General features: G+C 64.5%; 20 protein-coding genes. 8 read left to right on the top strand and 12 right to left on the bottom strand.

The genetic code is table 11. The features are described from left to right. Positions 1–22: 22 nt before the first annotated feature. The 7 genes from DTA15_RS07950 to DTA15_RS07915 all read right to left on the bottom strand — a co-directional run bounded on the left by DTA15_RS07950 (position 23) and on the right by DTA15_RS07915 (position 6,626). Entirely contained in the window at positions 23–814 is a 792-nt protein-coding gene (locus DTA15_RS07950) for an alpha/beta fold hydrolase (RefSeq protein ID WP_006484617.1), read from the bottom strand. Between the two features lie 84 nt (positions 815–898). After that, positions 899–1,246, bottom strand: a complete 348-nt coding sequence (locus DTA15_RS07945) for a DUF4148 domain-containing protein (protein WP_006484569.1) — start codon at positions 1,244–1,246, stop codon at positions 899–901. Between the two features lie 286 nt (positions 1,247–1,532). Beyond that, positions 1,533–2,075, bottom strand: coding sequence for a cytochrome P460 family protein (locus DTA15_RS07940; RefSeq protein ID WP_012493119.1), 543 nt, complete (start codon positions 2,073–2,075; stop codon positions 1,533–1,535). After that, a complete protein-coding gene (locus DTA15_RS07935) occupies positions 2,075–3,118 on the bottom strand; it encodes an alpha/beta fold hydrolase (protein WP_006484595.1) in 1,044 nt (347 codons plus the stop codon). Before DTA15_RS07935 ends, DTA15_RS07940 begins: the two co-directional genes overlap by 1 nt. Positions 3,119–3,374: 256 nt before the next feature. Continuing rightward, a complete protein-coding gene (locus tag DTA15_RS07925; RefSeq protein ID WP_006484537.1) occupies positions 3,375–4,754 on the bottom strand; it encodes a tripartite tricarboxylate transporter permease in 1,380 nt (459 codons plus the stop codon). Next, the gene (locus tag DTA15_RS07920) at positions 4,754–5,251 is read right to left on the bottom strand and encodes a hypothetical protein (RefSeq protein WP_006484516.1); all 498 of its coding nucleotides are present in this window, start codon (positions 5,249–5,251) and stop codon (positions 4,754–4,756) included. Before DTA15_RS07920 ends, DTA15_RS07925 begins: the two co-directional genes overlap by 1 nt. An 88-nt stretch (positions 5,252–5,339) precedes the next feature. Further along, positions 5,340–6,626 carry a hydroxymethylglutaryl-CoA reductase, degradative gene (locus DTA15_RS07915; RefSeq protein ID WP_006484539.1) on the bottom strand — a complete coding sequence of 429 codons (1,287 nt, stop codon included), beginning with the start codon at positions 6,624–6,626 and terminating at the stop codon, positions 5,340–5,342. Positions 6,627–6,789: 163 nt separating this feature from the next. Between DTA15_RS07915 and DTA15_RS07910 the strand changes: the two genes are divergently transcribed. Further along, a complete protein-coding gene (locus DTA15_RS07910; protein ID WP_006484635.1) occupies positions 6,790–8,175 on the top strand; it encodes an aminotransferase-like domain-containing protein in 1,386 nt (461 codons plus the stop codon). Positions 8,176–8,213: 38 nt separating this feature from the next. Continuing rightward, complete coding sequence (locus tag DTA15_RS07905) at positions 8,214–8,669, top strand: hypothetical protein (protein WP_006493887.1); 456 nt, start codon at positions 8,214–8,216, stop codon at positions 8,667–8,669. 117 nt (positions 8,670–8,786) lie between these two features. Here the strand turns inward: DTA15_RS07905 and DTA15_RS07900 are convergent, their stop codons facing one another. Together DTA15_RS07900 and DTA15_RS07895 are read right to left on the bottom strand one after the other, a co-directional pair. Continuing rightward, on the bottom strand, positions 8,787–10,064 hold the full coding sequence (locus tag DTA15_RS07900) for an epoxide hydrolase family protein (RefSeq protein WP_006484637.1): 1,278 nt from the start codon (positions 10,062–10,064) through the stop codon (positions 8,787–8,789). A 203-nt stretch (positions 10,065–10,267) separates the two neighbouring features. Then, a complete protein-coding gene (locus DTA15_RS07895) occupies positions 10,268–10,972 on the bottom strand; it encodes an SDR family oxidoreductase (protein ID WP_012493118.1) in 705 nt (234 codons plus the stop codon). Positions 10,973–11,106: 134 nt separating this feature from the next. Here DTA15_RS07895 and gcvA point away from each other — a divergent pair, with 134 nt between their 5' ends. Continuing rightward, the gene (gene gcvA, locus DTA15_RS07890; protein ID WP_006484640.1) at positions 11,107–11,997 is read left to right on the top strand and encodes a transcriptional regulator GcvA; all 891 of its coding nucleotides are present in this window, start codon (positions 11,107–11,109) and stop codon (positions 11,995–11,997) included. A 25-nt stretch (positions 11,998–12,022) separates the two neighbouring features. Here the strand turns inward: gcvA and DTA15_RS07885 are convergent, their stop codons facing one another. From DTA15_RS07885 to DTA15_RS07875, 3 genes are all read right to left on the bottom strand, one after another. Further along, the gene (locus DTA15_RS07885; RefSeq protein ID WP_006484622.1) at positions 12,023–12,610 is read right to left on the bottom strand and encodes a pyridoxamine 5'-phosphate oxidase family protein; all 588 of its coding nucleotides are present in this window, start codon (positions 12,608–12,610) and stop codon (positions 12,023–12,025) included. 94 nt (positions 12,611–12,704) lie between these two features. Further along, complete coding sequence (locus DTA15_RS07880) at positions 12,705–12,896, bottom strand: hypothetical protein (RefSeq protein WP_006484538.1); 192 nt, start codon at positions 12,894–12,896, stop codon at positions 12,705–12,707. A gap of 12 nt (positions 12,897–12,908) precedes the next feature. Beyond that, positions 12,909–14,108 carry an aminotransferase-like domain-containing protein gene (locus tag DTA15_RS07875; protein WP_006484628.1) on the bottom strand — a complete coding sequence of 400 codons (1,200 nt, stop codon included), beginning with the start codon at positions 14,106–14,108 and terminating at the stop codon, positions 12,909–12,911. A gap of 565 nt (positions 14,109–14,673) precedes the next feature. Here DTA15_RS07875 and DTA15_RS07870 point away from each other — a divergent pair. The 5 genes from DTA15_RS07870 (at position 14,674) to DTA15_RS07850 (ending at position 20,333) form a co-directional block, all read left to right on the top strand. Continuing rightward, complete coding sequence (locus DTA15_RS07870) at positions 14,674–15,852, top strand: AAA family ATPase (protein WP_012493117.1); 1,179 nt, start codon at positions 14,674–14,676, stop codon at positions 15,850–15,852. 24 nt (positions 15,853–15,876) lie between these two features. Next, entirely contained in the window at positions 15,877–16,647 is a 771-nt protein-coding gene (locus DTA15_RS38515; protein ID WP_154317710.1) for a hypothetical protein, read from the top strand. Between the two features lie 50 nt (positions 16,648–16,697). Beyond that, complete coding sequence (gene istA / locus DTA15_RS07860) at positions 16,698–17,726, top strand: IS21-like element ISBcen13 family transposase (protein WP_006482449.1); 1,029 nt, start codon at positions 16,698–16,700, stop codon at positions 17,724–17,726. After that, positions 17,723–18,496: an IS21-like element ISBcen13 family helper ATPase IstB gene (gene istB / locus DTA15_RS07855; RefSeq protein WP_006482411.1), complete on the top strand. Its 774-nt coding sequence runs from the start codon at positions 17,723–17,725 to the stop codon at positions 18,494–18,496. Before istA ends, istB begins: the two co-directional genes overlap by 4 nt. 373 nt (positions 18,497–18,869) lie before the next feature. After that, entirely contained in the window at positions 18,870–20,333 is a 1,464-nt protein-coding gene (locus tag DTA15_RS07850) for a S8 family peptidase (RefSeq protein ID WP_227743189.1), read from the top strand. The last annotated feature ends 10 nt before the right edge of the window (positions 20,334–20,343 follow it).

Here is a 20,343-nt window from a genome sequence, read left to right as displayed (position 1 = left end):
GAAAGCGCGGCGCCGCATGCGCTCACTGCGTATCCTGCTTCGCGCGCTCGGCCGCGGCGATGATCGCGTCGGCCACGGCCTTCGGCTGGCTCAACATCGCGACGTGGCTCGCGTTCACGCGCGTGACCGTCGCGCCGATCCGCTTCGCCATCGCTTCCTGCAGCGTCGGGTCGATCATCCGGTCCTGCGTCGCGACGACGAACGTCGACGGCTTCGCATGCCACGCGGCCTGCGTGACCTTCTCCGAAATGCATCCGCCATACCACGGCCCCTGGGTCGCCGCGACGAGGCGCTGCTGCGCGGGCGGCAGATCCGGCGCGAAGTCCTGCGCGATCGCCTTGTCCGACAGCCGTGCGAAACCGCCCGCGTCCTTGCGCAACTCGCCGGCCCATGCCGGCGCCGGCAGCCCCTGCGTGACGTCCGCGATCGACTGGCCGTTGTCGGGGGCGAACGCCGCGACGTACACGAGCGACTTCACCTTGTCGTCGTTGCCCGCGTCGCTGATCACGACGCCCGCCCACGAATGGCCGACCAGCACGACCGGCCCCTTCTGTTCGTCGATCGTACGCTTCGCCGCGGCCGCATCGTCGGCGAGCGAGCTCAGCGGATTCTGCACCGACACCACGTGCAGCCCGCGCGCTTCCAGCAGCGGAATCACGCGGTTCCAGCTCGATCCGTCGGCGAACGCGCCGTGCACGAGCACGACGTTGGTGCCCTTCAGGTCTTCCTTCGGCGCGGCCTGCGCCGCGACCGCACCGAACAGTCCGCCGATCATCGCGGCGGATACCAGAACGCGTTTCGTCAAACCGGCCATCGTCATGCTCCTTTGCTTGTCGTGTTGTTCAAATGAAGGACTGCAGTGAAGGCCGCGCCTGCATGCGGCAGGCGCGGCGCGGAATCACGAATGCGCGTACAGGTCGTCGGCGGCGGTGCGTGCGGCACGCGACTGCGCTGCGTCGCGATGGCCGGCCGGCGCCGACGCATCGGCCACGTTGTCGCCTTGCGACTTCGACGGGCCGTTCTGGTCGGAACGCGCGACCTGCTCGGCAGCCGCGACGGCATGCTCTGCGGCGGCGATGTCGTCCGGGTAATGCGCTTCGCTGCCGGCCGGGTTGTAGCCGGCCTTCTCGAGACGGACGAGGTCGGCGCGCACTTCGGCACGCGTGAGGCCGTGGCCGGTATCGGCGAACGACAGTGCGGGTGCGACGGCGAGAATGGCAACGGCGAGGATTCGAGCGGCTTTCATGAGATTTCTCCTTGAACGAAGTTGGGGGTGTCGATCACCTGGCATCCGGTGCGAACGCCTGGCACCGAACGTTTGCTGCATGTCGACAGTAGAACCCGCGCACGTATCCGGCATGTTTCCGAAACCGGGGCTTTCTGCATGCCAGTTTTTCAGGAGCGGCCGCAGATACAGTGCGATACAAACCGGCTTGCCGACGCGCTGCGCCGTTCCCCGCGCACCACGAAAAAAGGCGTGCCTCGCAGGGCACGCCTTTCCGTCACCTTCACCTTCACCTCTCCGTGTCACGTCACGGCGCGAGCCGCGTGAACACGTAATCGTGGTTTTTTACCCGCGCCTGATGGCATGCAAAGCATGTCTGATGCTGGCCGAGGTCGGCTGGCACGCCGTTGATGAAGCGCCCGAATCCCCAGCCGCCCGTCGCCGCATAGCGGCGCGAATCCTTCACCATCACCTGCACGGTCGTCGCCTGGCCTGGCACCGTCGCGGGCGCGAACTCGTCGGACTGCTTGCGCTTGTATGCGAGCTTCACGAGGATCGTGCCGTCCGGAAACGGCAGCGTCGCCTGTTCGAGCGCGCGGATCGCGACCGGGTTGCCGAGCACCACCCGCAGTTCGTCGAGCGGTGCGGCCTCTTCGGCCGGCGCGACCATCTCCCACTTCCGGTAGCCGGGCGGAATCGTCACGCCGTAGATCGGCGACGCGGCCGCGGCCGGTTTCGGCTGCTCCGCGAACGCGGCCGGACCGCTCGCCGACCACGCACCGGCCAGCAGCACGCCCGCGACGAGCACATGGCGCGCGCCGCGCCGCCCCATTCCCACGCGGGCCCGCATCACAGATGCTCCACTTGCAGGATCGCATCGGCGAATGCCTGCGGCGCTTCCTGCGGCAGGTTGTGGCCGATGCCGCCGGTGATGGTCCGGTGCTGGTACTTGCCGGTGAACTTCTTCGCGTACGCGGCCGGCTCCGGATGCGGCGCGCCGTTCGCGTCGCCTTCCATCGTGATCGTCGGCACGGTGATCGCGGGCCCGGCCGCGAGACGCCGCTCGATGTCGTCGTATTGCGCTTCGCCCTTCGCGAGCCCGAGCCGCCAGCGATAGTTGTGGATCACGACGGCCACGTGATCGGGATTCCGGAACGACGCGGCCGAGCGCGCATACGTCTCGTCGGAGAACTGCCACTTCGGCGACGCGAGTTGCCAGATCAGCTTGTTGAACGCATCGCGGTTCTGCGCGTAGCCGAGTTCGCCGCGCTCGGTCGTGAAGTAGAACTGATACCACCACTGGAATTCGGCCTGCGGCGGCAGCGGCTTGGCGTTCGCCGCCTGGCTGCCGATCAGGTAGCCGCTCACCGACACCAGCGCCTTCACGCGCTGCGGCCACAGCGCCGCGATGATGTCGGCCGTGCGCGCACCCCAGTCGTAGCCGCCGAACACCGCGCGGTCGATCTTCAGCGCATCCATCAGCGCGACGATGTCGACGGCCGTCACCGCCTGCTGGCCGTTGCGCACCGTGTCGGCCGAGCGGAACGTCGTCGAGCCGTAGCCGCGCAGGTACGGCACGATCACGCGATAGCCGGCCGCGACGAGCAACGGCGCGACGTCCGCGTAGCTGTAGATGTCGTACGGCCAGCCGTGCAGCAGGAACACGACCGGGCCCTGCTTCGGTCCGAGATCCGCATAACCGACGTTGAGCACGCCCGCGTCGATCTGGTGGATCGGGCCCAGCGACGCAGCGCCGGCCGGGCGCTTCGCCGCCGATGCATCGGGCGCCGACTGCGCATGCGCGAGCGCGCTGAAGCCGAGGTCGGCCAGGCTCAGGCTCGCCAGCGTCGAGCCCAGGATCAGGCGGCGGCGGGTGTTCACGGTATCAGGCATGACTCGTTCTCCATTGTCGATCGCTCAGGAAAGGGCCCGCGGCACGTGCGGGCAATCGGGTGTCGCCGTTCGCAGCGGCGGCGCATGGCACCGCGCCGCCGTGCGAATCGCTTCACCGGTTTTATATCCGAACCATCCGGACGCTTTGTATCCCAACGTATCCGTGTGCGAACACGACACACAGCGATTCAAAAATCGCGAGAAAACGATGCTTCGGCGCGGCCGCGCGGCACTCGCGGCCCGGTGCGCCGGCGTGTCAGAACAGCCTGGCGATCGCGGGCACGCTGAGCACCGCGACGTAATAGCCCATGAACTGCACGCCGGTGTTGAACGCGAACAGGCGCGACAGCATCCCGCCGAACAGGCCGATCGTCACGATCACGGCGAGCCCGAGCAGTTGCCCTTCCCACACGCCGATCACGACGATCAGCCCCGCGAAGGTCGCGATGATCGCTTCATGGCTCAGCTTGCGCGCGACGAACGCCGCCGCGCGGTGCGCGTGGTGCATCGCGAGCGGATACGCGATCAGCGCGGCCAGCACGATCGCCAGCAGCCCGTAGCCGAGGAACGCGGGCCAGCTCATCAGCGTATGCAGGTTGTGGATCTGCCCGCTCGCCGCGTCGACCGTGAAGCGCGGCGGCGCATTGAACAGCGGCGCGGCCGGGCCGGCCGCCACCGGGCTCAGCGGCAGCCCGAACGCGATCAGCGGAATCAGCGCTTCGGCGATATAGGTGGCCTCGGTCACGCCGTTGCGCGCGGCGATCACGGTCGTCAGGCGCTGGTACGCATGACGCACGCGCGCGCCGACGATCTCGCCCATCAGCACCGTCATCGCGACCGGGCTGAACACGAACGTCGCGCTCGACACGGCGGCCGTGCCGACCGTCCACGCGACCTGCTCGCGGTCGAGCACCTTCAGCGGATTCGGGAAATAGCCACGCCAGCTTTTCACGTCGGGCGCGAGCACGAACGTCGACGGCCCGTCGCGGCGCATGCGCCGCCGCTCGGCCGGCGACAGGATCGAGAACAGGTCGGCCACCAGCGGGCCGATCGCGATCCCGAGGAAGTAGCTGACGCTCAGCTTCACGCCGTAATGACCGGTGAGCGCCTGCAGCCCGACCACCAGCATCACGAACGGCACCAGCAGCAGCACCGATGCCCAGCGCCCCGCCGAACAGTACGCGATGCCGACGGCCGCCGCGAGGAACACCCACGGCGCGGCCTTCGCGATCGCCGCGCCGAACGGCGCGAGCAGCGACGCGAACAGCACCGCGAGCGGCAGCGCGACGAACGCGGCGACGATCGCGCCAGAGATCATCTTGCGCAGCGCGATGTGCGGCACGCCGAGCGCGCGCAGCAGCGTCGCCTGTTGCAGCAGCGGCGCGGCCATCGTGTCGCCGGGAATGCCGAGCAGCGCGGTCGGGATCGCATGCGTGATGTGCTTGGCCACCGCGCCCGCGAGGAAGAACGTGAACACGCCGGCCGGCGGCACGCCGAGCAGCGCGACGAGCAACGTGAGCGGCGCGATCGTCGTCGTTTCGTCGGTGCCGGAGATCAGCCCGATGCCGGAGAACACGATCGCGCCGAGCAGCCCCATCGCGAACGCGGCCGGCAACGCCTGCAGCAGTGCGTCCATCAGCGGCCTCCCGCGCGTGCGCGCCCGGTCGACGCGTCGTACGACGCGAACAGGTCGAGCAGCCCGAGCTCCTCCATCTCGGCGCGCGCGCTGGCCGACAGGTCGCTCGTCGCGCCCAGTCCGCCCGATGCTTCGGCGAGTTGCCGCAAGGCGTCGTCGCGCTCGGCGCTGCCCGCCGCATGCTCGATCACCGTGCGCTTCGGCTTGAACAGCACCGCGCAGATCGTGCCGGCCAGCAGGCAGCCGCCGAGGCCGATCAGCATCGCATAAGCGCGTGCGATCGCCGCGTCGTGCACGAACGATGCGAGCGCGATGCGGCCGATCTCGAACGCGCCGAGGCTGATCGCGATGCCGAGCAGCACCGACCACGCGAGATGCTTCGTCGCCACCGTGTCGCCCCACACCTCGACGAGCGTCGCGGCCGCCGCATCGGCGCCGGCCAACGGCCGGGTGCGATGCGGCGCGGGTGCGACGGCGCTTGAACCGGTCTGTTCCATGTGTCTCCTCCTGGTTTGATATGTCGCCGGCCATGCCGGCGCGGCGCGGACTGCACACCGCGTCGATCACGCGGCGCGCAGCCGCGCGTCAGCCGTCGCTGCGGCCTGCGAGCAGCTCGACGGCGAAATCGGTACGCACGTCCTTCGCCGCGACCATCCGCTGCGCGATCCGGTCGATGTCGGCGCCCGTCGCGCCGGCCGCGACGGCGATGTTGCGCGCATGCAGTGCCATGTGGCCGCGCTGGATCCCTTCGGTCGCGAGCGCACGCAGCGCCCCGAGATTCTGCGCAAGCCCGACCGCGACCGCAATTTCGCCGAGTTCCTGCGCGGACGTCACGTTCATGATCTTCAATGCGAGGCGCGCGAGCGGATGCGTCTTCGTCGCGCCGCCGACGAGCCCGACCGGCATCGGCATCTCGATCGTGCCGACGAGGTCGCCGTTCGCGGCCTTCTCCCACGTCGTCAGCGACGTATAGCGGCCGCTGCGGCTCGCGTACGCATGCGCGCCGGCTTCGACCGCGCGCCAGTCGTTGCCGGTCGCGACCACCACCGGATCGATGCCGTTCATGATGCCCTTGTTGTGGGTCGCCGCGCGGTACGGATCGGTGGCCGCGAACACGTATGCGTCGATCACACGGTCGATCACCGCTTCGCCGGCGTAATCGTCGGTCGCGAGCGTCGCGGCCGAGTACCGTACCTCCGCGCGCGCCAGCCGCAGGTCGGCGAGGTTGGACAGTATCCGCAACCGTACCTGGCCGCCGGTAATCGCCTCGATGCGCGTCGCGACGGTCTCGGCCATCGTGTTGACCGTGTTCGCGCCCATCGCGTCGCGCACGTCGACGATCAGGTGCGCGACGATCATCGCGCCGCGCGGCGTGTCGGGAAACACATGAACCTCGATGTCGCGGCAGCCGCCGCCGAGCCCGACCAGCACCTTGTCGCGGCTGTTCGCGAGCGCGATCAGTTCGGCCGCATGACGCAGGATCGCGAGCCGCGCGCCGTACGGATCGTCGACGCCGACCACCTGGACCTGCGCACGCATCAGCGGGCCGCTGCTCGACGTGCGGAAGCCGCCCGCCGCGCGCGACAGCTTCGCCATGTACGATGCGGCCGCCACGATCGACGGCTCCTCGACGGCCATCGGCACGATCACGTCCCGGTCGTTGATCCGGAAGTAGCCGGTCACCGCCATCGGCAGCTCGAACGTGCCGATCACGTTCTCGATCATTCCGTTCGCGGTATCGAGCGGCAGCGCGCCCGGTCGGGCGAGCAGCGCGTGCTCGGCATCGTCGAGCCCGACGACGCGGGCCAGGTGGGACAGGCGTTGCTCGGGCGTCAGCGAGCGGAAGTTCGGCAAGGCGGAATCGATCGGCATGATGGGTTGACTGTTGCGGGGTGGCGGTATTGCCCGTCGGTGCTTGCGGCGGGCAGTGGATAGCCGAATAATAGTCACGCTGTACCCATTGAAAAGGTACAGACGGCGCAGACAGTCCCTCAACCGTACCCATGACAGTGAGCCGGCCCGACGGAAGATTCCGATGAAACAGCGTGCAAAAGCCAGCCTGTCTGGCGCGATGGCGGACAATCTCGCCAGACAGATCGAGGAAGGGGTGTTGCCGGCCGGCGCGAAACTGCCGTCGATCAGGGAATACGCTGAGGCGTCCGGCTGCTCGAAGAACACCGTGATCAGCGCGTTCGAGATGCTCGCGGCCGACGGCCTGATCGAGCCGCGCCGCGGCTCCGGCTTCTTCGTCACGCGACGCGCGGCGGCCACGCCCGACCTCGACGAGCCGAGCTCGCTCGACCGCGCGATGGACATCGTGTGGCTGATGCGCGAGCAACTGCACGTGAAGCCCGACGTGCTCAATCTCGGCGAAGGCTTCCCGCCGATCGAGTGGCTCGAGGAAACGCGACTGAACCAGTACCAGCAGCGCATCATGCGCACGAGCGCCGCATCGCTGTTCCGCTACGGCAGCCGCTTCGGCTACCTGCCGCTGCGCCAGTCGCTGCAACAGAAGCTCGCCGGTTACGAGATCGAGGCGCCGCCCGCGCAGATCGTGCTCACGCACGGCGCGAACCAGGCGATGGACCTCGTGCTGCGCTATTTCGTGCGCCCCGGCGACACCGTGCTCGTCGACGACCCCGGCTACTACCCGCTGTTCGGCAAGCTGAAGCTGAGCGGCGCGAACATCGTCGGCGTGCCGCGCGAGATCGACGGCCCCGACGTCGCGAAGCTGGCCGAGCACATCGCCGCGTACCGGCCGAAGCTGTTCTTCACGCAATCGGTCGGCCACAACCCGACCGCGACCGATACGAGCGCGGCCAAGGCGCACCGCATCCTGCAGCTCGCCGACGCGCACGACCTGATCATCGTCGAGGACGATGCGCTGGCCGACCTGCGGCCGCGCTCGCTCACGCGCATCGCGACGCTCGACCAGTTGCGCCGCACGATCTATATCGGCAGTTTTTCGAAATCGGTGTCGGCCGCGCTGCGTGTCGGGTTTCTCGCGTGCAATGCAGCGCTTGCCAGCGATCTCGCCGACGTGAAGATGCTGACGCACGTCAGCAGCTCGGAATACTGCGAACGCACGCTCGACGCGATCGTCAGCGATGGCCACTTTCTCAGGCATACGAATCATCTGCAGGAGAAGCTGCGGCGCGCGACCGGCACCGCACTCGATGCGCTCGGCCGTCTCGGCGCGGAGGTCTATCGGCCGTGCGAGCAGAACCTGTATCTGTGGGCCGCGCTGCCCGGCTGGCCGGATTCGATGTCGCTCGCACAGGCGCTGCTGGAGCGCGGCGTGATCCTCGCGCCGGGGGCGGTGTTCTCGCCGCAGGCCGATCGTCCGTCGAAGTATTGCCGGTTCAACGTTGCGTATCTGGCGGACAAGCGGTTTGCGCAGGCGTTGCAGGCGATTGCATAGGCGCGGCATGTCGTTGGAAAAGGGAAGCAACCGTAGCCGTGCGGCGATTCGCCATCGACGTTGCGCGGTATTCATCCATTCAATTCGAGGTGATCGATTTGGCCGATATCGATGAACAAGGCATGCATTCGTTGAAACGAACCGCGAGTGGACCGCCATTCTGGCTCGCGATGATCTGGATCGTGCTCGGGCTTCCGGCTCTCGCGTTTGCGGGCTTCTTCGGCTATTCCACGGCCTCCTGCAGTTCCTTCGGCGACGCGCTGAACTGGGCGCTGTTTCTCTCGGCCTTCGCCGTGATGGCCGGCGTCATCCATCATGCGCCCAGCATGTTGATCGGACTCGTTGTCTGCGCCGCGGCTGCGGCGATTGTCCGACGTTTTCAACGAATCGAGGTGACATGGATAGGGTTCCTGGTCACGCTAACCGGCATCTACTTTGCCGCGGCGATTGTCGGGAAGCTGATGGATTCACACTGGTCGTGCAGCCTCTTTTGACAGGCACCCCATCGCCACTCTAATGCTCACGCGAGGATTCAATCCGTATCGAAACCCGGTGTTTGAAAAACGCGGGCCGCACAACAGGCCGGCCCGCATTCATCGCACCGACCCCGCTTACACGCGCCGCAACGGCCGGAACCCGGCACGCACTTCACGCGCGAACAATTCCGGTTCCTCCCATGCCGCGAAGTGCCCGCCCTTGTCGACTTCGTTGAAGTAGATCAGGTTGTGATAACTGCGCTCGGCCCAACTGCGCGGCGCCTGATAGATCTCGCCCGGAAACACCGTGATCGCCGCCGGCAACGAGATATCGACCGCGTTGAAGTTGTTCGAGTGATCCTCCCAGTAGATCTGCGCGGCCGACGTCGCTGTATTGGTCAACCAGTACAACGAAATGTCGTCGAGAATCTCGTCGCGCGGAATCGAGCGTTCGGGCACGCCGCCGCTGTACGTCCACTGCGAGATCTTGTCGTACATCCACGCGGCCTGTCCGGACGGCGAATCCGCCAGCGCATAACCGACCGTCTGCGGCCGCGTGACCATCATCGCCGAGTAGCCGCAGTTGTCGCGATAGAACGTCGCGAGCTTCTCGTACGCGGCCTTCTCCTTCGGCGACAGCGAAGCCGGCGCGGGCGCATCGGTCGCGAGCAGCGTGGCGATGTCCGGCGGCACCGTCGCCGGCATGTTCACGTGAATCCCGGCCAGGCCCTGCACGCGCTGCATCGCCATCCGGTGCGAGATCACCGAGCCGCAGTCGCCGCCCTGCGACACGAAGCGCGTATAGCCGAGCCGCGCCATCAGCTCGCCCCACGCGCGCGCGATGTGATCCGAACCCCAGCCGGTCTTCGTCGGCCGGCCCGAGAAACCGAAACCCGGCAGCGACGGCACGACGACATGGAACGCATCGTCCGCGCTCGCGCCGTGCGCGGTCGGATCGGTCAGCGGGCCGATCGCCTTCAGCAACTCGAAGATCGAACCGGGCCAGCCGTGCGTCATGATCATCGGCATCGCGTTCTCGTGCCGCGAGCGGACGTGAATGAAATGAATGTCGAGCCCGTCGATTTCCGTGATGAACATCGGGAAACCGTTCAGGCGCGCCTCGCCCTTGCGCCAGTCGTAGTCGGTGCCCCAGTAGCGCAGCAGCGCCTGCATGCGCGCGAGCCGCACGCCCTGCGATTCGTCGGCGACGGTCTCGCGGCCCGGCCAGCGCGTCGCGGCGATGCGACGGCGCAGGTCGGCCACGGCTTCATCGGGAATGTGCGCGGTGAACGGGCGTATGCCGCTCGCGCCGGTAGCCGCATGCAGCGCGGTGGGCAGCATCGCCGACACCCCGGCGGCCACGGAAGTGGCCAGCAGGTGGCGACGCATCGGGGAAAACGGTGTGGAAGACATCGTTCGGCATCTCCTTTCGTGAAGTGGAAAGTGAACATGCCGCGCGCGAGATCGCGCCCAGGCTTTCAATCAGGCGCGCCCTCGTCACGCGGCGTCGCCTATTCGAAAGGTCTGATGTATCCCGGATTTGTCTGATTTGTACGCGTTTGTAGCTGTTGCGCGGCGAGCGGCCACGCCTGTATGGCTGCTCGCCGATGCGGCGCTCAGAGCGCCTTGACGATCGCGCCGTCGACGCGAATGTTCTGCCCGGTGATGTAGCCCGCGCCGTCCGACAGCAGGAACGCGACCGTCTTCGCGATCTCGCCGGTCTTGCCGAAGCGGCCGGCCGGAATGCGCGCGACGATGTCCGGCGTTTCCGGCCAGCTGTCGATGAAGCCCGGCAGCACCGCGTTCATCCGGATGTTCTCGGCCGCATAGCGTTCCGCGTAGAGGCGCGTCCATGCGCTCAGCGCAGCGCGCAGCGCCGACGACACGGGCATCGGCTGCTCGGGCGCGTCCGCCGCGAAGCTCGAGATGTTGACCACCGCGCCGCCGCCCTGCTTCTGGAAGATCGGCGTCACGCGGCGCATCACGCGCACCACGTTCAGCAGGATCAGGTCGAGGCCCGCGTGCCAGTTGTCGTCGGTGATCGCCAGCAGCTCGCCCTTCGGCGGATGGCCGGTGTTGTTCACGACCGCGTCGATCCGCCCGTAGCGCGCGACCGTTTCCTGCACGAGCCGGTCGATATCGGCTTCTTCCGTCACCGAGCCCTGGATGCCGAAGCCGCCCAGTTCCTCGCCGAGCGCCACCGCGCTGCCCGACGGCGACATCAGCGCGACGCGGTAGCCGGTCGCCGCCAGTTCGCGCGCGATCGCCGCGCCCATGCCCTTGCCCGCCGCCGTGATCAGCGCCACTTTTTCTACAGTCACGATCCGCTCCTCGTTTCGATTCTGCCGTCGCGCAGCCGCCATTCGGCGCGCCATGGTGTTAATGTAGGCCCATCGATTCCGGCTGTCGAACCAGTATTTCTGCCGCCAGCCGATAGTTTTTCTACAGCCTCACGATGCCGCCACGCCCTTCCCGCCTGCCGCCGCTGAATGCGCTTCGTGCGTTCGAAGTGTCCGCGCGGCACCTCAATTTCCGCGCCGCCGCCGACGAGATCGGTGTCACGCAGGGCGCCGTCGCGCAGCAGGTGCGCCACCTCGAGGACGTGCTCGGCCTGAAGCTGTTCGAGCGCCTGCCGCGCGGCCTCGCGCTCACGCACGACGGCGCCGCGTACTTCTCCGACGTGCAGCGCGCGCTGCATGCGATCGCCGACGCGACCGACAAGCTCGTCAAGCGCCGCGCCGCGCTGACGATCAGCACGACGCCGTCGTTCGCGTCGAAGTGGCTGATCCCGCGGCTCGCGCAGTTCACCGACGCGCATCCCGACTACGACGTGCGCGTGATCGCCGATCCGCAGATCGCGACGTTCCGCCACGACGGCGTCGACCTCGCGATCCGCTACGGCAAGCCGCCGTTCGGCAAGCATCTCGCCACCCATGCGCTGTTCCCGCTCGACGTGTACGCGGTGTGCAGCCCGTCGGTGCTGACCGCGCCGGCTTCGCCGCGCGCGCTCGCTGGCCAGGTGCTGCTGCACGACGCGCACGATCTGTGGCCCGAATTCCTCGCGGCGATGCCCGAACCGGTCGACGTCGATCCGCACAAGGGGCTGCGCTTCAACCAGACGTCGCTCGCGATCGACGCGGCCGTCGCCGGCCAGGGCATCGCGCTCGCGACCGAGCCGCTCGTCGAGCGCGACATCGCCGCCGGACGGCTGTGCAAGCCGTTCGTCTTCGCGTTTCCGCTGTCGATGGGGTTCTATCTCGTGTATCCGGCCGAGCGCCGCGACGACGACGCGATCGCGGTGATGCGCGCGTGGATGATCCAGGCCGCGTCGGACGGGCGGCCTTGAGCCGCGTGGGCTCGCCTGGCTGGCGTCAGGGAGCGATCCAGCGGGCTTCGTCGCCGCTGTCGTTCAGGTCGAATACCGCTCGACGATGGCCGGCGCGCGCGAGTTCGAGCCAGTCGATGCGCGTGACCGTCATGTGGATCAGGCAGAAGTTTTCGTAGCCGTCGCCGGTCGGCGCGGTACTGTCGAGATGCGCGGCTTCCGGTGACGCGACCGGCGTACCGGGCGGCAACGGTGCGCGATACAGCAGCAGCGTATGCGGACGGCTCGATGCCCAGATCGCGCGCCGCTGCGCTTCGTCGTCGCAGATCGACGCAACGCCTTCCGCGCGAATCTGCACGAGTGCATCGAGGTCATTGGCGACGATCGAGATGCGCGGATCGCGACGCAACTCCGCGACTTTCTCCGAACGTGCATCGGTATGAAACGACAGCACGCGCTCCGTGCGATTCACCCGACGCAACACGATCGTCCGAACCTTCGGCGCACCGTCGAGGCCGAGCGTCGCCGCCTGCAACATCGTGAACGGCGAGCGCTGCACGCTGACGCCGGATTCGAGGCAGGACCAGAGGCGATCGTAGGTTTGCGCGAGCGATGCGGAGGTCGAGTCGGACATGAGGCGGCGGCGATCGTCGGTGTTTCGATCGCGCAAGCTTAACCGTTTGTTGCGGCGACGGCGCGCATGGGATGCGTCGCCGCCGTTGTGCCGGTCAGTTGTAGCCGAGCACGACCGGCGCCGCATCGGCAGCGTCGGCCGCCGGCTCCGCGCCGAAACGGCCGAGCACGTCGGCCACATACTGCGGGCCGGCGCTGATCTGCGACGACCGATGCTTCGCCGGCTGCTTATACGCGGCGCTCGCCGCCGCCCCCATCGATGCCGTTTCGTTGACGGTGATATTCACGCTGATGTCTCCTCACGCGGCCAGCGCCGCACCATACGCGCGCACGAGGCGCGCGACGCCTTCCCGGATCGCCTCGACGTCCGGCGCGGCGAACGACAGGCGCAGCGATGCCGCGTCGACGTTGTCCGCGAAGAACGCCTTGCCGGGCACGAACACGATCTTGTTGGCGATCGCCTGTTGCAGTAGCACGTCCGACGGCACCGCGCCAAGCCGCGCCCACACGAACATCCCGCCTTCGGGACGATGGAATTCGATCGCATCGCCGAACCCGTCGCGCAGCGCGTCGCACATCGCGTCGCATTTGCGCCGGTACGCGGCCGTGATACGCGGCAGATGGCGTTCGAGCGCACCGTCGGCCAGATATTCGGCGGCAGTAGCCTGCGTCCACGGCGTGCTGCACAGATCGACCGTCTGCTTCGCGATCACGCAGCGCCGCGTGATCTCGGCCGGCGCGATCGTCCAGCCCACCCGCAGCCCCGGCGCGACGATCTTCGACAGGCTCGCGAAATGCACGAGCCAGTCGCGCGCGCCGCCCACCTCGCCGGCCAGCGCGAGCATCGACGGCACGGCTTCGCCCGCGAAACGCAGGTCGCCATACGGATCGTCCTCGACGATCAGGAAACGGTATTGCACCGCGAGACGCAGCAGCTTCAGCCGGCGTTCGCGCGTGAGCGTCGCGCCCGTCGGGTTCGCGAAAGTCGGGACCGTGTAGAGCAGCTTCGGCTGCGCGATCGCGCCGGACGCGAGCTGCGCCGCGAGACGATCGACGTCGAGGCCTTCGCCGTCGACGGGGATCGTCACGATGCGCGCCTGCTGCAGACGCATCGCCTGCAGCGTGGCCGGGTAAGCCGGCTGCTCGGTCAGCACGACGTCGCCGGGCGACACCATCACGCGCAACAGCAGGTCGAGGCCCTGCTGCGAGCCGGTCGTGACGAGCAGTTCGGCCGGCGTGCACGCGACGCCGCGCCGCGCCATCAGCGCGATCAGTTGCTGCTTCAGTTCGGCGAGGCCGTCGGTCGGGCCGTATTGCAGGCAGCGGACGGGTTGCGCGTACGCGCGTTCGGCGGCCGCGTTCAGGCCGTCGACGTCGAACAGGTCGCTGGCCGGATAGCCGCCCGCGAAGGAAATCATGCCCGGTTCGGACAGGTACTTGAACAACTCGCGGATCGGCGAGCCGGCAGGGTTTTGGAATGAGGGCGTGAACGCGTACATGTCGTCGTGAGCTGGTGGGCGCGGACGGCCGGGATAGCCGTCGAGCGCCGGCCGCCAAGGCGCTTCTGGCGCCGCGGCGGTGAATTCGAGCCACGATTGTCGATAGTCATTAAGGGCTCGGCAAACGATATCTATGCACTAGGTCTTGCGGTTTGGTCATTACATCGGGGTGGGGCGTGTGGTGGCGATGCGCGGTGATACGGGGTTCGGGGCGGGTTGTCGAACGGATGTTTGATTCGGGTGATTGATTCGCCGGATGTAGTGCGTCCTCTCAGGCGGTCGTGACAGTCGTTGAAGATGGCGATGCCCCAGATGCGCAAACGGACACGTCAACTAAATGAGAAGTCGCGCATGATCGACTTCAATCTGCCTTCACGCCGCCCGCCGCCGCCCACGCCTCGACCTCATCAATCGCCACACCATCAATACATAACGCAACAAACAGCACAGTACTTGCAACAAAAATATATTTTTTCGCAACGATTGCGGTACAATTCCCCAAAATCGTTCAATTTCTCATGCTTATTAGGGGTCAATCCGATGCAACCCCGTCTTTGGAGTAGTTATGGAACATTTCCCCATCGTGCAGGCGTTGTGCCGTGCTGCCTTGGCAGCACCCTCGCCAGCAGTCCGCAAGCAAGTGGAGCGACTACGTGACGCTCTTACTAATCAGGGAGAGACAAAACAGGCAGCGTCTCTTACTGGCCTAATCGCAGCTAGCGATAAAAATATTGAAGTTGCGCCAAGCCGCCTCACCGCCTCCAAGACCGTTGGGGGCGGAGAGGCTCTCACACGGAACACGCTCCCGCCAGTCGACAGAGAGACAGCGGCCCCTCTTGCTGAAATTATCTTTCCGTCCGATATACAGCCGCAGCCGCCACTGTTCAACGCAGCGGTCACACAAGCTGTGACATCCGTTCTTCAAGAACTGACCCATGCAGAAGCACTGGAGGCTATGGACGTCCCACCCGCCAGGACATGTTTAATATTTGGCTCCCCTGGGACCGGAAAAACACGACTGGCACTGTGGATGGCCCATGAACTTCAGCTCCCTGTTGTCCTTGTGAAGCTAGACGGATTAATTTCCTCATTCCTTGGTACAACGGCACGGAATATTGCCAACCTGTTTAGTTTCGCTAATCGATACCAATGCGTACTCCTTCTCGACGAATTCGACGCGATCGCAAAAGTTCGCGATGACCCTCAGGAGGTTGGCGAAATAAAGCGGGTGGTTAATGCATTACTTCAAAATCTTGATCTTCGAAAGGAAAATGGATTCACCATTGGAGTAACGAATCACGCTCGCCTGCTTGACCCTGCAGTCTGGCGAAGATTTGAAGTCCAACTGGAAATCCCGAAACCCGATTTTCAGGTGAGAATGGACATAGCGAGAACGTTTATGGCACCTTTGGCTCCTCCCGAAAGCCATCTTCGCCTTATCGCCTGGTTCACTGAAGGGGCAAGTGGTGCCGAGATTGAAATGCTCGTTCGGACATATAAGAAGGCAACTGTCGTGAACGACGAATCAGCGAGAGGTCTGCTTGACACACTGCAACAATTTGCGACCCGAAACGCTGCTCGCGTCGAAGAATCGCGACGAGCGCTGCTGTTTGCCGAGCCGGGTACATTGTTTAGAGCCATGAAGAGTGATCCGGACTTGAACTTTTCCCTTACCGATATCGGAGAAGTTGCCGGAAAGGACAAATCGACCGTGAGTCGCCAAATCGGGCGACCAGCTCGCTAACGCGTTTGCATTGGAGAATATGAAATGGTTAGCCCGATCCAGATAGTTCTTAATCCAGAGAATTTTCACGAAGCCCGAGAAACGGGTGGAGGTGGCCCGCAGACGGATTTCTTCGCGGATCGGGACCAAGAGTTTGCTCAGCACAAAACCCGACTTGCAGAGCAACTGCGCTCAATAGCCAGTGGCCTAGAAGCTCAGCCCGAGACTGACATAGGGTACATAAAGATAATCCTTCGTCGCGAAGCATGGGCGAAGAGTCATCGACCGATTAAGGCGTTGTTCAAAAATCCACGCACCCCAATAGTGGGTGGGACGGATCTAGGGGTCATGGTTGCCCAGGCAACGCCCGATGCCCTTCGAGATATTGCATCCGAAATCCTTCGGGCCGAACCGGACACAAACTGGCGCTTCGTAGAGAAGCAGGAGCGTGCCATCCCTCATCCGACCAAACGCCGCAGTGAGACGGGAGCGATCGACCGATTCGAAATCTATGGCGCAGACGATCGACGAGACTTCTCCGTAGAAGAGGCTGTCGCGTGGCTGTCGAATCCGTTGACTGGTAGTGCTTATCTACTCGAACTCTTCGAGACGCCCCCTCTTCGATCCCAGTGGGACACATTTGACGCGAGTCATCGACGCATGTACCAGTCGTTTTACGACGGCATGTCTCGGCTCGGCCGTGGGCTCTCAGTACAAGCGCTGGCATCGGGAGAAGCCGGCCAAAAGCTGCTATCCATCCGCCTCGGTCAATCTTGTTGGGCGCAAAGTAATAATGAGCCACTTCGCGCGAAGTAAATCTGAGCCACCTTTCAGTACAGTCAGCCTTTTGCGCGCAAAGGCTGGCGATGCTCCAGAAGGAACAGTGGATGCAAATCCATGTGCTCAAAGCCCAAGGCGTATCGGAGCGCGAGATCGCGCGGCGCCTGGGTATTTCTCGCAACACGGTGGCGCGGTACCTGTCGGCCGAGGACGTGCCGCGCTACAAGCCGCGTGAACCGCGGCCAACCAAGCTCGGAGCGTTCGAGGCGTACATCCTCGATCGCATGAGCGCCGCAGCACCCGAGATCATCGCTGCGCCGGCGCTGCTGCGCGAGCTGCGTGCGCGCGGCTACGAGGGCCAACTGCGAAGCCTGCAGGCTTTCATGAACGCGCATAAGTCCGTGCCCAAGCCAGACCCGGTCGTGAGGTTCGAGACCGAGCCTGGCCGGCAGATGCAGTGCGATTTCGTGGTCTTCCGCCGAGGCACCGACCCGCTTTACGCCTTCACCGCCACGCTCGGGTTTAGTCGGTGGCGCTGGGCACGCTTCACCACCGATGAACGCGCCGAGACGCTGGTCGCCTGTCATCATGCGCTGTTCGAAGCCTTGGGTGGCGTTCCTCGCGAGATCCTTTACGACAACGCCAAGACTATCGTTGTCGAGCGCGATGCATATGGCGACGGTCAACACCGCTGGCACGCCGGCATGCTCGATCTGGCCAAGCGGTACGGCTTCCTACCCAGACTGTGCCAACCGTACCGCGCGCAAACCAAAGGCAAGGTCGAGCGATTCCACCGCTACCTGCGTGGCAATTTCTATGTGCCGCTGGCGAGCCGGCTCAAGCAATCCGGCTTGATGCTCGATGCCGTGACTGCGAACGTCGAGGTGAGTAAATGGCTGCGCGACGTGGCTAACCAGCGAGTGCATCCGGTTACAGGGCTGGCACCCGCGATTCTGTTGGAGCAACGCGAACGGGCTTGCTTGCGCGATATGCCGGGTTACGCGGTGCCCCGATTGCCGGCTCGTGCCGTCGCTCGGCCACGCGTTGATCCAGCAATGTCGATCCAGCACCCGTTGTCCGTCTACCAGCAATTACTGACCGAGGTGCGCGCATGAACTTGCAGCAGGAACGCATCGACGGGCACTGCCAGAGTTTGAAGCTCGAGGGGCTCATGCACCGATACGTCGCTCTGGCCAGCGACGCGGCGGCCAAACAATGGAGTTTCCTCGATTTCCTCGAGAACGCGCTCGCGCACGAACGAGAGACGCGGCAAGTTCGTTCGCGGCAAACACTGGTGCGCATGGCGGGGTTCCCCGCTCTCAAGACACTGGATGACTACGACTACAGCTTCGCCGTCGGGGCCCCGCGCAAGACGATCGACGAGCTCGCCACCCTGCGCTTCATCGAACGGGGCGAGAACGCCGTGTTGCTTGGCCCGTCAGGCGTGGGCAAGACGCATCTCGCGATAGCGATCGGATACGCTGCAACGCAGGCCGGCATCAAGACGAAGTTCATTACGGCGGCGGATCTAATGTTGCAGCTCGAGGCCGCACGCCGACAGGAGCGATACGACGCCGTACTTCGACACAACATTCTCGGCCCGAGGTTGCTCATCGTCGACGAGATTGGCTATCTGCCACTCTCGGGAGATCAGGCCAGCCACTTCTTCCAGATCGTCGCCAAACGCTACGAGCGCGGTTCAATGATCCTGACCAGCAACCTGCCGTTTGCGCAGTGGGACGAGACCTTCGGTGGCAACACCACACTGACTGCAGCGATGCTCGACCGCATCCTGCACCATGCCCACATCATCCAGATCAAAGGAGACAGCTACAGACTGAGACAGCAACGTCAAGCCGGTCACGTCTCGTCATCGAAGAAGTAACGACTGGCTCAGTTTTACTTTGCGCGATCAGGCGCGAAGTGGCTCAGATTTCAAATGCGTTTGACAATCTAGTTCCCCGCCTTTGCTGCGCTTGTCCTTAGCAACAACGGAACGCCGCCACGAAAGTGCGCTTTTCGATGCAAGCACAGTACGACATGCTTCGTTGCTCGCATTCCTAGATAGACATCCATTGGTGCGCCGCATCAGTCTACCCGGCATTGTTGTTCAGTCGGAGCGGGGATCGCCACGCATGCGACCAGAATCTGCCGAATTGCCAGTTAGAGACGCCACGAGGTCGTACCCGAAGCTTGGCATCATAGACGGTGGCGTCGGTGAAGCACTTTCAGACTGGGTTACAGGAAAATGGGATCTCATGGCTGATGGCGACGGTGATCCTCGGCACGGAACATTTATTGGAGGTCTGGCTGTAGCAGGCCTGGGTCTAAATGGCCCCGGCTGCTGCCCAGAAGCCGACGGCGCCGAATTGGTAGACATCGCGGTCTTCCCCGATACCGACCAACCGGGAGTCTTTCAAAGCTACTATCCCGACGGCGTGCCACAGTTTTTTGATGAAGTCGAGTCGGCTGTTGCTGACGCGCGTGCCAGATACGGTGTTCGTGTGTACAACATGAGCTTGAACGTGGTGCAGCCCGCACGACCGGACAGATATAGCCCGTACGCCAGCCGATTAGATCAGATCGCCGACGCGCAAGATGTGCTGTTGTTCGTTTCCGCTGGCAACTTGGATGGCCGAGACTTGCGAGCCGAATGGTCATCCGACCCAGCAACTTCACTTGCCGGCCTCGCGGCGGCTAGGAATGATGGCCTGTTCATGCCAGCAGAGAGCGTCCGGAGCGTAACCGTAGCTGCAGTAAATCCGCCTGGCCACGAAACTGCAATCGCGCATGCACCTAGTCGTTACAGTCGCCGAGGGCCAGGACTCCGAGCAGGAGGAAAGCCGGATCTAGCCCATATCGGAGGATGGGGTAGCGCACATCCAACATTGGGACACGGCCTATTCTCTATTACTCCTCATGGTGCGCTCACTGATGGCTGCGGAACCAGTTATGCCACGCCATTGGTGGCAAAAACTGCATCGGTACTCGATCACCTGATCGAAGGAGAGGTATCGAGGGAGACGCTGATTGGCCTGTTGGTACATCACGCCAAGATCCCAAGAACCCTCGAAGAGCGGACCCTGACGCAAATCGCTCGACATCTTGTCGGCTTCGGCGTCCCTCCCTCCGCACATGAAATCCTTGAGAAGGACGATCACGAAATAACACTCGTAATCGCATCGCGAATCCGACGCAATCAGCAGGCTGTATTCAGATTTCCGTGGCCTTCATCCCTCGTCGGAGACGGCGGGAAGTGTAGAGGTCGTGCCAAATTGACTCTTGTTGCATCGCCACCAATCGATCCAAGATTTGGCGCGGAATTTGTCCGTGTAAACATCGAAGCAGCTTTACAACAAGAGCAATCTAACGGACGCTGGAAGGGGCGTCTTGACGCAGTTTATCTGCCCGGGGGAGTTGACGTTCCCATAGTCGAAGCCGAACTGATCGAACACGGCATGAAATGGAGCCCCGTAAAAATGTACGAGAAGACATTTCCAAAGGGAGTAGGCCCATCGTCGAACTGGCGTTTAGCCATTGAGTATTTGACGAGATCTGGCGAAGAGATGCCCGACGATGGCGTACCTTTCACGGCAATTTTGACGATTTCAGATCCTAAGGGTGAGCAGCCCGTATTCAACGAGATGCGCCAAACCCTAACAGCACAGGGGATCCAAATAGCAGATATTCGCACAGCTGCGCGGATCACTCCACGTGTCTAGTGCAGCCCAC

It is taken from the genome of Burkholderia cenocepacia, assembly GCF_900446215.1.
Lineage (GTDB): Bacteria > Pseudomonadota > Gammaproteobacteria > Burkholderiales > Burkholderiaceae > Burkholderia > Burkholderia cenocepacia.
The sequence above is the reverse complement of the archived record's forward strand: the minus strand, read 5'-3'. Positions and strand labels throughout refer to the sequence as shown.

What these genes read in the sequence shown, in the direction of transcription:
- DTA15_RS07950 (WP_006484617.1), bottom strand. Translation starts at nt 814, where the DNA reads ATGGCCGGTTTGACGAAACGCGTTCTGGTATCCGCCGCGATGATCGGC.
- DTA15_RS07945 (WP_006484569.1), bottom strand. Translation starts at nt 1,246, where the DNA reads ATGAAAGCCGCTCGAATCCTCGCCGTTGCCATTCTCGCCGTCGCACCC.
- DTA15_RS07940 (WP_012493119.1), bottom strand. Translation starts at nt 2,075, where the DNA reads ATGCGGGCCCGCGTGGGAATGGGGCGGCGCGGCGCGCGCCATGTGCTC.
- DTA15_RS07935 (WP_006484595.1), bottom strand. Translation starts at nt 3,118, where the DNA reads ATGCCTGATACCGTGAACACCCGCCGCCGCCTGATCCTGGGCTCGACG.
- DTA15_RS07925 (WP_006484537.1), bottom strand. Translation starts at nt 4,754, where the DNA reads ATGGACGCACTGCTGCAGGCGTTGCCGGCCGCGTTCGCGATGGGGCTG.
- DTA15_RS07920 (WP_006484516.1), bottom strand. Translation starts at nt 5,251, where the DNA reads ATGGAACAGACCGGTTCAAGCGCCGTCGCACCCGCGCCGCATCGCACC.
- DTA15_RS07915 (WP_006484539.1), bottom strand. Translation starts at nt 6,626, where the DNA reads ATGCCGATCGATTCCGCCTTGCCGAACTTCCGCTCGCTGACGCCCGAG.
- DTA15_RS07910 (WP_006484635.1), top strand. Translation starts at nt 6,790, where the DNA reads ATGAAACAGCGTGCAAAAGCCAGCCTGTCTGGCGCGATGGCGGACAAT.
- DTA15_RS07900 (WP_006484637.1), bottom strand. Translation starts at nt 10,064, where the DNA reads ATGTCTTCCACACCGTTTTCCCCGATGCGTCGCCACCTGCTGGCCACT.
- gcvA (WP_006484640.1), top strand. Translation starts at nt 11,107, where the DNA reads ATGCCGCCACGCCCTTCCCGCCTGCCGCCGCTGAATGCGCTTCGTGCG.
- DTA15_RS07885 (WP_006484622.1), bottom strand. Translation starts at nt 12,610, where the DNA reads ATGTCCGACTCGACCTCCGCATCGCTCGCGCAAACCTACGATCGCCTC.
- DTA15_RS07875 (WP_006484628.1), bottom strand. Translation starts at nt 14,108, where the DNA reads ATGTACGCGTTCACGCCCTCATTCCAAAACCCTGCCGGCTCGCCGATC.
- DTA15_RS07870 (WP_012493117.1), top strand. Translation starts at nt 14,674, where the DNA reads ATGGAACATTTCCCCATCGTGCAGGCGTTGTGCCGTGCTGCCTTGGCA.
- DTA15_RS38515 (WP_154317710.1), top strand. Translation starts at nt 15,877, where the DNA reads ATGGTTAGCCCGATCCAGATAGTTCTTAATCCAGAGAATTTTCACGAA.
- istA (WP_006482449.1), top strand. Translation starts at nt 16,698, where the DNA reads ATGCTCCAGAAGGAACAGTGGATGCAAATCCATGTGCTCAAAGCCCAA.
- istB (WP_006482411.1), top strand. Translation starts at nt 17,723, where the DNA reads ATGAACTTGCAGCAGGAACGCATCGACGGGCACTGCCAGAGTTTGAAG.
- DTA15_RS07850 (WP_227743189.1), top strand. Translation starts at nt 18,870, where the DNA reads ATGGCTGATGGCGACGGTGATCCTCGGCACGGAACATTTATTGGAGGT.